The sequence below is a fragment of the Neiella marina genome, from assembly GCF_002165625.1.
GTDB lineage: Bacteria > Pseudomonadota > Gammaproteobacteria > Enterobacterales > Neiellaceae > Neiella > Neiella marina.
This window is the reverse complement of record NZ_NGNS01000025.1, coordinates 36,339-47,322: the sequence shown is the minus strand read 5'-3', so window position 1 is coordinate 47,322 and position 10,984 is coordinate 36,339. Positions and strand designations below refer to the sequence as shown.

13 protein-coding genes are annotated in these 10,984 nt (G+C 48.8%); 6 read left to right on the top strand and 7 right to left on the bottom strand.

The annotated features are described in order from the left end of the window. The first annotated feature begins 106 nt into the window (after window positions 1-106). The 6 genes from surA to CBE68_RS16045 all read left to right on the top strand — a co-directional run bounded on the left by surA (window position 107) and on the right by CBE68_RS16045 (window position 6,575). On the top strand, window positions 107-1,405 hold the full coding sequence (gene surA / locus CBE68_RS16070; RefSeq protein ID WP_371870476.1) for a peptidylprolyl isomerase SurA: 1,299 nt from the start codon (window positions 107-109) through the stop codon (window positions 1,403-1,405). Window positions 1,406-1,411: 6 nt separating this feature from the next. Further along, complete coding sequence (gene pdxA / locus CBE68_RS16065) at window positions 1,412-2,416, top strand: 4-hydroxythreonine-4-phosphate dehydrogenase PdxA (protein ID WP_087507114.1); 1,005 nt, start codon at window positions 1,412-1,414, stop codon at window positions 2,414-2,416. Further along, window positions 2,413-3,243, top strand: a complete 831-nt coding sequence (gene rsmA / locus CBE68_RS16060) for a 16S rRNA (adenine(1518)-N(6)/adenine(1519)-N(6))-dimethyltransferase RsmA (RefSeq protein WP_087507113.1) — start codon at window positions 2,413-2,415, stop codon at window positions 3,241-3,243. Before pdxA ends, rsmA begins: the two co-directional genes overlap by 4 nt. Further along, window positions 3,240-3,623, top strand: a complete 384-nt coding sequence (gene apaG / locus CBE68_RS16055; protein ID WP_087507112.1) for a Co2+/Mg2+ efflux protein ApaG — start codon at window positions 3,240-3,242, stop codon at window positions 3,621-3,623. The genes rsmA and apaG overlap by 4 nt, the downstream gene beginning before the upstream one ends. 12 nt (window positions 3,624-3,635) lie before the next feature. Then, a complete protein-coding gene (locus tag CBE68_RS16050) occupies window positions 3,636-4,448 on the top strand; it encodes a symmetrical bis(5'-nucleosyl)-tetraphosphatase (protein WP_087507111.1) in 813 nt (270 codons plus the stop codon). Window positions 4,449-4,550: 102 nt separating this feature from the next. Continuing rightward, window positions 4,551-6,575 carry a methyl-accepting chemotaxis protein gene (locus CBE68_RS16045; RefSeq protein ID WP_087507110.1) on the top strand — a complete coding sequence of 675 codons (2,025 nt, stop codon included), beginning with the start codon at window positions 4,551-4,553 and terminating at the stop codon, window positions 6,573-6,575. Window positions 6,576-6,639: 64 nt separating this feature from the next. On the opposite strand, the gene CBE68_RS16040 is transcribed toward CBE68_RS16045, so the two are convergent. The 7 genes from CBE68_RS16040 to rplU all read right to left on the bottom strand — a co-directional run bounded on the left by CBE68_RS16040 (window position 6,640) and on the right by rplU (window position 10,802). Next, on the bottom strand, window positions 6,640-7,035 hold the full coding sequence (locus CBE68_RS16040; RefSeq protein ID WP_087507109.1) for a DUF3718 domain-containing protein: 396 nt from the start codon (window positions 7,033-7,035) through the stop codon (window positions 6,640-6,642). A 112-nt stretch (window positions 7,036-7,147) separates the two neighbouring features. Beyond that, window positions 7,148-7,630, bottom strand: a complete 483-nt coding sequence (gene folA / locus CBE68_RS16035; RefSeq protein WP_087507108.1) for a type 3 dihydrofolate reductase — start codon at window positions 7,628-7,630, stop codon at window positions 7,148-7,150. Between the two features lie 10 nt (window positions 7,631-7,640). Beyond that, window positions 7,641-8,117 carry a threonine/serine exporter family protein gene (locus CBE68_RS16030; protein WP_087507138.1) on the bottom strand — a complete coding sequence of 159 codons (477 nt, stop codon included), beginning with the start codon at window positions 8,115-8,117 and terminating at the stop codon, window positions 7,641-7,643. After that, the gene (locus tag CBE68_RS16025) at window positions 8,108-8,881 is read right to left on the bottom strand and encodes a threonine/serine exporter family protein (RefSeq protein WP_143824598.1); all 774 of its coding nucleotides are present in this window, start codon (window positions 8,879-8,881) and stop codon (window positions 8,108-8,110) included. The genes CBE68_RS16030 and CBE68_RS16025 overlap by 10 nt, the downstream gene beginning before the upstream one ends. An 18-nt stretch (window positions 8,882-8,899) precedes the next feature. Further along, a complete protein-coding gene (cgtA, locus tag CBE68_RS16020) occupies window positions 8,900-10,078 on the bottom strand; it encodes an Obg family GTPase CgtA (protein WP_087507106.1) in 1,179 nt (392 codons plus the stop codon). A 139-nt stretch (window positions 10,079-10,217) separates the two neighbouring features. Further along, on the bottom strand, window positions 10,218-10,472 hold the full coding sequence (gene rpmA, locus CBE68_RS16015) for a 50S ribosomal protein L27 (RefSeq protein WP_087507105.1): 255 nt from the start codon (window positions 10,470-10,472) through the stop codon (window positions 10,218-10,220). Between the two features lie 18 nt (window positions 10,473-10,490). Continuing rightward, entirely contained in the window at window positions 10,491-10,802 is a 312-nt protein-coding gene (gene rplU, locus CBE68_RS16010) for a 50S ribosomal protein L21 (protein ID WP_087507104.1), read from the bottom strand. Window positions 10,803-10,984 lie beyond the last annotated feature (182 nt).

The window sequence follows — 10,984 nt, the reverse complement described above, 5'->3', positions numbered from 1 at the left end:
CTTTGTTACAGTCGTTGGCAAAGGTCAACAGCCTCTACAATTTGTGTTAATCTCATGCCCTATTCGCTGCCACTAATGGCTCGCATCAATTGATCAAAGTAACTATATGATGAAACGTATTTCTCTCGCCGCTGTTCAAGCGATAACCCTGCTGTTCGCACTCAGTTTCAATGCGATGGCTGAACCACAATTGATCGATCGTGTCGTTGTTCGAGTCAACAATGCCGTTGTCCTCGAAAGCGAGGTCACGCGAATGCTCAACGACATCAAGGCTCGGGCAACCGACTCTGGACAAACTTTACCGCGCGATGAAGTGCTCCGCACTCAGATCACTGATCGCTTGATTGATCGCCAATTGCAGTTATCGATGGCTGATCGCATGGGCCTCCGAGTCACCGATGCCCAACTTGATCAGACCATTGCCAATGTCGCCGCTCAAGAAGGCACCACCGTTGAGAGAATGCGTCAAGACATGGAATCAGGCGGCGCCAGTTACCAACTCTATCGCGAACAAGTTCGTGAAGAGCTGATTATTGGTGATGTCACTCGAATTGCCGTTCGCAACCGCATTAGCGTGTCGCCACAAGAGGTCGAAGGGCTGGCGAGCATGCTTGAAGAAGAAAGCCAGAACAATCAGGAAATGCACTTCGGTCACATCATGGTGGTCGCAGCTACTGATGCCAGTAAACAAGAAATTGAAGATGCTCAAAACCGCATTAACCGCATCATGGAGCTACTCAAAGAAGGTAGTGACTTCCGCCGTCAGGCTACGACCTCATCGCAAGGTCCAAAAGCGCTTGAAGGCGGTGACTGGGGCTGGATGAACGTCAACGAAGTTCCAACTATTTTTGCTGACTCTTTGCGTGGTGCAACCAAAGGTGAGTTACTCGGTCCTATTCGGAGCCCAGTTGGTTTCCACATTTTGACTGTATTTGATGTCCGCGGCGTCGAAGCGGTAGAACTAGAAGAAGTTCTGTCCCGCCATATTCTGCTGAAACCATCAATTATTATGAGCGAGTCGAAAGCGCGTTCGATGCTGCAATCTTTTGCCCAACAGCTGCGTCAAGATGATTCCAATTTTGCCGAGCTAGCTGAAGAGTATTCTGAAGACCCGGGTTCAGCATCACAAGGAGGCGAGCTTGGCTGGTCAAACCCAGATATCTTCGTGCCTGAATTTGCCCAACAATTGAATACGCTGGCGATCAATGAAATCAGTGAACCATTCCGCACCACCCATGGTTGGCATATCGTTCAACTGCTGGAGAAACGAGTACTCGATGCCTCTGATAAACGCTGGAATGATCGCGCCTATCAGATGATCGCGAATCGGAAATTCACCGAAGAATCGGCTCGTTGGCTACGGGAAATGCGTGACAGCGCCTACATCGACGTCATTAACGAGTAACTGGCGATGACTCTGAGAATTGCTATCACCCCTGGTGAACCTGCTGGTATTGGACCGGATTTAGTCCTTAAGTTGGCACAACGTGACTGGCCCGTAGAGCTTGTCGCTTGCGCCAACATTGAGCTACTGCAACAGCGCGCCGAGCAACTCGGCCTCGACGTCGAGCTCAAGCACTACGATGCAGGGCAACCGCCGCAACCATCCCAAGCGGGCTCGCTTCACGTCGCCAATCATGCATTACCAGCGAAAGTAACAAGCGGCCAGCTTTGCCCTGAAAATGGTCCTTACGTACTTGATACCTTACTGACCGCTATTAATGGCAACATGACCGGCGAATTTAGCGCTGTGGTTACCGGTCCAGTGCACAAGGGGGTGATTAACGAGTCAGGCGTGTCGTTCAGTGGTCACACTGAGTTTTTTGCCCAACATGCCAATACTCCTGACGTCGTCATGATGCTCGCAACCGAAGGTCTACGAGTGGCGTTAGTAACCACTCACATCCCTCTGGCGTACGTCTCTAAAGCGATCACTGCCGACCGCGTGGAAAAGATGATTCGCATTCTTCATCACGATTTAAAAGACAAATTTGCTATCCAGTCGCCGCGAATTTATGTCTGTGGTTTGAATCCTCACGCCGGAGAAGACGGTCACCTTGGCACCGAGGAAATTACTACCATCAACCCGGTACTGCACGCGCTGCGCGATGAAGGGATGGATTTAGTAGGCTGTTTACCTGCCGATACACTGTTTCAGCCAAAGTATCTCGACAACGCCGATGCCGTGCTTGCCATGTATCACGACCAAGGCTTACCGGTGCTAAAAGCCAAAGGCTTTGGTGCATCGATGAACATCACCTTAGGCTTACCCTTTATTCGCACGTCAGTCGACCACGGCACTGCCTTGGAACTTGCTGGTACAGGCGAAGCCGACGAGGGGAGCTTTGTCGTTGCTCTCAGTGAAGCAATCAACATGGCGACAGCGCGAGCGGAACAGCAAAGAGAATCGCAATGAATCAACGCAATCATCTTGGCCACACCGCCAGAAAACGCTTCGGTCAAAACTTTTTAACAGATACTCATGTCATTGATGGCATCGTCCGTGCAATCTCTCCGCAAAGCGAAGATATCTTAGTTGAAATTGGCCCGGGCCTCGGCGCATTAACCGAGCCGGTAGCCGAAGTTGCCGATCATTTACATGTCGTCGAGCTGGATCGCGACTTAGCGAAACGGCTTCGCCATCATCCATTTATCAGCAACAAGTTAACCGTGCACGAAGGCGATGCGCTAAAGTTCGATTTTCGCCAGCTGTGTTCGGAAGGCAAAAAACTGAAAGTGTTCGGCAATCTGCCGTATAACGTATCAACCCCGTTGATTTTCCACTTGCTCAGCTTCCAAGACAGCATTGAGAACATGCATTTCATGCTGCAAAAAGAGGTGGTGGTCAGAATGGCTGCCGGCCCAGGTAGCAAAGCTTATGGCCGCCTATCCGTGATGACCCAGTACTACTGCAAAGCGGTTCCAGTGCTAGAAGTGCCGCCATCAGCCTTTAAACCTGCACCAAAGGTCGATAGCGCCGTGATCCGGTTGATTCCAACCGCACCGCAATGGCCAGCTGAAGATGTCTCTGTGCTGGAACGGGTTGTTGGCGAGGCGTTTAATCAACGCCGCAAAACATTGCGCAACAGTCTCAAACGCCAAGTAACAGCCGCAACACTAGAGTCACTGGGCATCGACCCAAGTGTCCGACCAGAGCAAGTAAGCATTGAGCAATTTGTTGCTATCAGTAACTATGTAGCTAACCACGGGCCAGCAGAAGACGGCGAAAGCGAAACCAAATGACAGACTCTTTAAGCAACTCGATCCATATTGATGTTGAAGTGACTTATCTGGAACGACAATCGCTGCCAGAGCAAGACCATTATCTGTTCGCTTATACCATTTCTATTACCAATCAAGGTGATGAGTCTGCCAAGTTGATGACTCGTCACTGGCATATCACCAACGGCAATGGTGAAGAAAACACAGTGAGCGGCCCTGGAGTTGTTGGCAAACAACCAGACTTAGCTCCCGGAAAAACCTTTACCTACACTAGCAGTGCAGCGATTGAAACCGCCGTTGGTACCATGCATGGTCACTACACGTTTTGCACCGCAGGTGGCACTGTCTTTGACGTTCCTATTCCGGCTTTTCGACTCGCTCGAGCCAATATTCTTCACTAGGAGCTAGCTGCATTGGCACTCTATCTAGTGGGCGATATTCAGGGCTGTTACGATGAATTGCAGTTGCTGCTGCAACAGGTCAACTTTAACCCGGCAAAAGACCAGCTATGGATCACTGGAGACTTAGTCGCCAGAGGACCTAAATCACTAAAAACACTGCGATGGGTCAAGCAGCAAGACAGCGTTTTCACGATTCTGGGTAATCACGACTTACATTTGCTCGCCGTCGCCGAAGGGATCAAACCAGAAAAAGCAAAAGATAAAACGAGTGCGATTTTAACCGCTAGCGACCGTGATGAATTACTCCACTGGCTGCGCCATCAGCCTCTGCTGCTACAACACCCTGAGTTTCCTCTCGTCATGACGCACGCCGGTATATACCCCCGTTGGAGCGTTGAGCAGGCCGCCATGCTAGCTGGTGAGGTTGAACGTCAACTGCGCAGCGAACAATACCTAGCATTGTTGTCATCCATGTATGGCGATGCCCCTGATGTTTGGTCCTACGAGCTGTCCGGCGCGGCGCGCTGGCGCTTTATTATTAATGCCTTCACTCGTATGCGTTTTTGTCATCCCAACGGCAGTCTCGACTTAAACACTAAAGTAGCACCGATTGATGCCGATGAAGTATTAGTGCCTTGGTTTGAGTTACATCATCAACATCAGTCGACGAATCATACAGTTGTGTTTGGTCACTGGGCTGCGTTGATGGGACAAACTAACAGGGAAAAGTATCTTGCTTTGGACACTGGCTGTGTCTGGGGTAATCACTTAACGATGTATTGTTGGCAGAGTGGCAACTATTTCAAACAGAAAATGTTGCGTTAAATCAACCTGAATCATAGCGATAATTAACAAATTCCGGTACTTTGCTCACAAAAATAACAATATCGACGTTGGTTTTAGTTTTTAGTCAGGAAATACATTGGAATGAAATTATCGGTTGCTATGCGGGTTATTCTCGGTTTTACCGTGATAACCGCCCTCTTATTGTTCAGTGGTGCAAGCTCGTTACTTAGCTTGAGTACGGTCAACAACTCACAAAAGCAAGTAAATGATGTCGCTATTCCCACCCTGAATGCTGTCAATAACTTGCAACTTAAGCTTGCTGCGTCGCACACCACAACGCTTGAGGCCTTCTACGCCGCCAATACCGCCGGTGTTGACCAAATGATGTCCGAATTTGAAAACCGCCTATCTCAATTAGAAGCCGCCCTCAGCGCGCTCATGGCAATTGAATTCGATAACAGTGACTTCCAACAAAACCGCCAACAAGCCCAAAGTATTGCGACTGACTTCATTCTCTCTGCTCGGCAATCAATTGATGCTCGCCGCGCCAGTTTGCTGGCTAGGCAGCAAGCACTCGCTGCATTTGAAGACTTGACCGACAACGCCGATGATGCCAGTGGCTACTTGCTCGACTTACTTGATGTTACGGAAGAGTCTGAGCAGGCCTCAGCACAACAAATTGCGTCATTTGCCAATAACTTAGACGTCAAAGTCATGTCCACACTAACGGTCAATCAAGACATCTTGACGATGACCAAAACCGAGCAGCTCAATACCGCTAAAAGTGAGCTTGATTTCATTGTTCGCGAAATCCAGTCACTGATGACTAGTATTGCCGAGCGGCAAGATCAATTGGACGAACCAGAATACGTTGACGATGTTCAGGACGCCGTTGATTCTGTGATCGCCATGCTCAACAGCAACCAGTCATCATTGATAAAGCAACGCACTGCTATCGAGCAGCAGCAAACTGCGAAACAAATGCACGACCAATTCGAAGACCAGAGCGTACGTTTGTCGTCCCTACTGTTGCAACTGGCAGAATCCGTCAGCGAATTCAGTCAGCAAGCACAAGCAGCGGTAACCGATGAAGTCAGCAGTGGTAAACGCGTCAATACCATTGTCATGGTGATTTCGGTACTACTCGCCGCGGCGATTGCCTTTATTGTTGTACGTAGCATCGTTCAGCCGCTGAACCGAGTAAACGGCATGCTGAAGACTCTGGCTGCTGGCGACTTAACCCAACGCTTAGAGGACTCACAAACCGATGAATTTGGCGTATTGGCGACCAATGTAAACGTGTTGATCGATAACCTTAGAGAAGTGATCAACGGCATTGTTGATCGTTCAGCTCAACTAGGCTCTGCTGCTGAGCAAACATCAGCAATCACTGAGCAAACAACTGCTTCTATTCAGCAACAGCGCAGTGAGATTGAGCAAGTTGCAACAGCCACTACAGAGATGAACAGTACAGCCCAACAAGTGGTTAATAGTGCCAATGATACCTTAGCAGCCATTAAGCATGCTGATGACGAAGCCGAGCATGTTAAGGAATTGGCGCTGACCAACCGCCAGACTATGGAAAGCTTGGCTGAAGAAGTCGACAATGCCTCGAATGTCATCAATCAGTTGCATGAAGATAGCACCAGTATTAGCTCGATCTTGGATGTTATCCGGGGTATTGCCGAACAAACTAACTTGCTTGCTCTTAACGCCGCGATTGAGGCTGCTCGTGCCGGAGAACAGGGGCGTGGCTTTGCTGTTGTTGCCGACGAAGTCCGGTCGCTGGCCAGCCGCACTCAAGAGTCGACTCAAGAGATCAATGAAATGATCGAAAAGCTGCAGGAAGGTGCAGAGCGAGCAGTGAAGTCAATGGAACAAGGTAAAGAAAAAGCCACCCAATGTGTTCAGCAAACAGAAGAATCCACCAACGCGCTACAAGTAATTACTGACTCGGTCCACCATGCCCATGACATCAGTAGCCAGATTAATACCGCAGCGCAAGAGCAAACCTCGGTGACAGCTCAAATCAGCGAGCGCTTGGAGCAAATCGTCACGATTGCCGAAGAAAATGCTTCAGGCGCGCAACAAACGTCACAGGCTAGCCACCAGGTATCAGACTTATCGACTCAGCTGAAACGCTCTATCGAGCAATTCACCGTGTAAAAAGCTTCAACCAAAGCATAAAAAAACGCGCCAAATGGCGCGTTTTTTTATGCTTGCTCGCAGACTAGTTGATACGACTTTGAATCGCTGCAACCGTTGCGGAACCACCATGGCCATTTGCTTCGGCCCATTGGGTGATTGTTTGACCGTCTTTCTCTGGCGCAGATAAGATCTTTTTAGACAATTTCTTGGCGATGAACTCACCAGTTTCATGTGCATTTTTGTCCATTGCAAAGCGCAGCAAACTCATGCCATTACATTCGAAACCATCGTAGATATCGCGCAAACGCAATGAAGCATTTTTCAACGCTTTGCGGACACGACTCTTATCATTTTGCGCTGTATATTCACAAACACTCGTTAGCACTTGATCAACGCTTGCCGCTTGAGCAGCAGGAACAGAAATTAAAGAAATAGAAACCGCGGCACCAATTGCCAGCGTTTTGGTTAAAACAGACATCTTAATACCCCTAGAAACATGCCTTAAGCTCAATATATGTTAACTAATTATATACCCTCAACCCACATTTTTATTGGGGTTACAACAAGTTTCTAACCATTTAGCAGTAACATTAAATTGCCATGTGGACAAAATCACATGAATAGTCGTTTTTATCATCTTTTGGGTGATGAGATTTTGACACTTGACGGAATTTGTCTGGCCATTTGGGGAAAAATGCATCACCTTCAGGTTCAGCATCAATGAAGGTTAAGTAGAGATCAGTCGCTTGGGGCAGAAACTGTTGGTAGATCTGGCCACCACCAATAATCATTACCTCATCGGTTGTCTCTTGAGCAATTGCCAACGCTGCCTCTGGACTATCGACAACAGATACGCCCTCGCTCACGTAGGAATGATCTCGTGTAATGACAATATTCAACCGACCCGGTAACGGCCGGCCAATCGATTCAAAGGTTTTGCGCCCCATCACGACGGGTTTGCCCATCGTCACTTGCTTGAAGTGTTTCAGGTCAGCAGGCATATGCCATGGCATTTGATTATCTTTGCCAATCACACGGTTGCGGCCCATTGCCGCGATTAAAGAAATGCGCATCCACTAGCACTCATACTGCAGGTTTGGAGCGATAGAATAGCAACCTCGGCGCTGCGATTCCAAATGCCAATGAAATGAGAATAAAGACTGTCTTAAGACCGAAACTCAAAGCCTGAGTTACCAGCTCTGGCTCATAGTGGTTATGCAAGTTCATTTCAATCAACGCAACCATAAAGCCAAAGGCAAATTTACCTGGGATCATCGGGATCACTGCAGCCACTGCAAACACTTGAGTGGGAGCCAGAAACCGCCGAGACCAATACAGCGCCAATGCGCCAACACAAGTAGCGCCTGCTAATGAAGCGAACTCGATTGAGATGTCAAAAAACAGCCCCGTGTTGCGAACCCCAAAACCAATCATTGCCGCTAAGCCACAGTATTTTAAAAAACGTGTCGGCACATTGAACAAGATGGCGAAACCAACAGCAGGAACAATAGCCACCATCATTGGCAGTAAAATGGCGTGAAGGATCTCAACTACACCCATGACCATACTCCGGTTGTCATCATCGCTAGCATGATGCCAATTCCCGTGGCCATCACTAACAATGTTGCAAACGCCCAGCGAGCCACAGCCATACTCATATAGCCTTCAACAGCATCACTAACGGCGTTAATCGACGGCAAGCCAGGGACCAACATCAGCACCGTAGCAGCCATGGCAATGCGAGGCTGTTCGCCGATATTAAATAGCACCCCGCAAGAGGCAATGGTGGTCGCGACAAAGGCGGTAACGGCAAAATTAATCAGCGGATTAACATGTTGATGACCAAGCTGTTGACGCACGGTCATACCAACAAGGCTAGCGACTAGCGTCACCGCGCACTCTTGCAGGCCACCACCAAATAAGAAGCAAAAACAGGCACAACTGAGAGCGACCACACCGGCTACTAGCCAACGATTGTACTTTTTGGGTTTATCACTGAGTTGCCTTAGGCGGCGCTCTACTTCGTATTCATCGGCAACGCCGCGTTCGACCATCTCGGCCAAACCAGCGACATCACAAACAACTTTAAGATTGATACCACGATCAACCACGCGGCGTACTTTGGTGAGAAACTCTTTGTTTGAGACGGTAGTGAGCATCAAGCTATTGGCAGTAATCGCAATATCGGCCCAATCAGCACCTAGTGCAGTACAAAGCCGATGCACCGTAGTTTCTGCCAGTTTGCTGTCAGCGCCATGCTGCAGCATCAGTTGTCCAGCCCAAAGTCCTAGTCGTATTACATTCTGATGCTGCTGTTGATTCACTGAATTACCTTACTCGGCCTATTTCTGGTAGATGACATGGCCGTCATCTTCTTCATCATCCCAGTCGTCGTCATCGTCATCCCAATCTTCGAAGTCAGGATTGGCGTTGGCATCTTCCATTTGTTCTTTGTGGTAGTGATCCCACTGGAACTCGACTTCTTCTTCCTCTGCCGCTTCCTCGATGATCCGCGGCATCTCCTCAAGCTGTTCGCCAATGGCTTGTGCCAGCCCTTGAGTGCCATTGCGTTCCGCGGCTGAAATCTGGAACACCGGACCTTGCCAGTCTAGCGCATCAGTAACACGCTCGATTACTTCAGCGAGTTCATCTTCGAGCATCAAATCGGTCTTGTTGAACACCAACCAACGTGGCTTATCGGCTAAGGCATCGCTGTGCTGCTCAATCTCATTGATAATGGTCATGGCATTATCAACCGGATCGGTGCCATCAGCCGGCATTACATCGACCAAGTGCAACAAGATACGGCAGCGCTCCAAGTGTTTCAGGAACTGAACACCCAAACCTGCGCCATCACTCGCACCTTCAATCAAGCCAGGGATATCGGCAATCACGAAACTGCTCGATGCTCCCAATCGAACCACGCCCAGATTTGGTACTAAGGTAGTAAAAGGATAGTCGGCGACTTTCGGCTTGGCAGCCGAGACTGAGCGAATAAAAGTCGATTTACCGGCATTTGGCAAGCCAAGCAAGCCAACATCGGCCAATAGCAATAGTTCTAATTGTACATGGCGAGCTTCACCCGGCGTACCGTTGGTTTTCTGCCGTGGCGCACGGTTGGTTGAGCTTTTGAAACGCGCATTCCCCAAACCGTGGAAGCCCCCTTTGGCTGCTAGCATGCGCTGGCCATGCTTGGTCAAGTCACCCAAGATCTCTTGCGTGTCTTCATCGCGAATGCGGGTACCAACAGGTACCTTCAGCGTCTTATCTTCACCGCGACGACCAGTACAGTTTCGGCTTTGGCCATTGGTACCGTGCTCGGCCTGAAAAGCGCGCTCAAACTGATAATCGATCAGGGTATTTAGGTTTTCATCTGCCTCGAAAAAGATGTGGCCGCCATCACCGCCATCGCCACCATCCGGACCACCTTTGGGGATATATTTTTCACGGCGAAAACTCACCGTACCATTACCGCCCTTTCCGGCTTCAATATGGATTCGTGCTTCATCTACAAATTTCATGACATGTGCCTATTGCTGATCTCTCAGGAATTTTAGGGGCTACACCGCGTTGCTGCCAGATAAGCAACAACCTTTGCCTCTCACAAAACAAAAAGCCCCACCGATAACGGCAGGGCTTTTCAGAAAAAGGTAAACCTAATTAAGCAACGATGCTTACGAACTTACGGTTCTTAGGACCTTTAACTTCAAATTTAACAACACCGTCTGCAGTAGCAAACAGAGTGTGGTCTTTACCGATACCTACGTTGTCACCAGCGTGGAATTTAGTACCACGTTGACGAACTAGGATGTTACCAGCAAGAACTGTTTGACCGCCGTAGCGCTTAACACCAAGGCGTTTGCTTTCTGAATCGCGGCCGTTTCGAGTACTACCGCCAGCTTTTTTGTGTGCCATTAGTTATGACTCCTCTGATTAACCGCTAATTGCAGTGATTTTCACTTCAGTGAACCACTGACGATGACCCGCTTGCTTACGAGAGTGCTTACGGCGACGGAACTTAACGATTTTAACTTTCTTGCCGCGACCGTGAGTCACAACTTCAGCTTTAACTTTACCGCCTTCAACGAAAGGTGCGCCGATTGTTACATCTTCACCATTCGCAACTAACAGGACTTTGTCGAATTCAACGGCAGCGCCGGTTTCGACGTCCAGCTTTTCCAGGCGGACGGTTTGGCCTTCTGCAACTCGGTGCTGTTTACCGCCACTTTGAAAAACCGCGTACATATTTCTTATACTCCGAAAATTTTCTGTATCTTTTAAAGGCAAGACACATCAGCCTTAAAACTTCAGGGCGCGAAATATACGCGATCCACAAACAAAAAACAACCGTGAAAACGGTACTGGCGTACATTTTTTAAACACGCTAAAAATCATTCCTTGGTCTAACTGTTTTAATCGCCCAATTA

Excerpts from the sequence above, each read along its gene's own strand:
- CBE68_RS16040 (WP_087507109.1), bottom strand. The coding sequence starts at position 7,035 with ATGTCTGTTTTAACCAAAACGCTGGCAATTGGTGCCGCGGTTTCTATT.
- cgtA (WP_087507106.1), bottom strand. The coding sequence starts at position 10,078 with ATGAAATTTGTAGATGAAGCACGAATCCATATTGAAGCCGGAAAGGGC.
- pdxA (WP_087507114.1), top strand. The coding sequence starts at position 1,412 with ATGACTCTGAGAATTGCTATCACCCCTGGTGAACCTGCTGGTATTGGA.
- CBE68_RS16030 (WP_087507138.1), bottom strand. The coding sequence starts at position 8,117 with ATGGGTGTAGTTGAGATCCTTCACGCCATTTTACTGCCAATGATGGTG.
- rpmA (WP_087507105.1), bottom strand. The coding sequence starts at position 10,472 with ATGGCACACAAAAAAGCTGGCGGTAGTACTCGAAACGGCCGCGATTCA.
- rplU (WP_087507104.1), bottom strand. The coding sequence starts at position 10,802 with ATGTACGCGGTTTTTCAAAGTGGCGGTAAACAGCACCGAGTTGCAGAA.
- CBE68_RS16045 (WP_087507110.1), top strand. The coding sequence starts at position 4,551 with ATGAAATTATCGGTTGCTATGCGGGTTATTCTCGGTTTTACCGTGATA.
- folA (WP_087507108.1), bottom strand. The coding sequence starts at position 7,630 with ATGCGCATTTCTTTAATCGCGGCAATGGGCCGCAACCGTGTGATTGGC.
- surA (WP_371870476.1), top strand. The coding sequence starts at position 107 with ATGATGAAACGTATTTCTCTCGCCGCTGTTCAAGCGATAACCCTGCTG.
- rsmA (WP_087507113.1), top strand. The coding sequence starts at position 2,413 with ATGAATCAACGCAATCATCTTGGCCACACCGCCAGAAAACGCTTCGGT.
- apaG (WP_087507112.1), top strand. The coding sequence starts at position 3,240 with ATGACAGACTCTTTAAGCAACTCGATCCATATTGATGTTGAAGTGACT.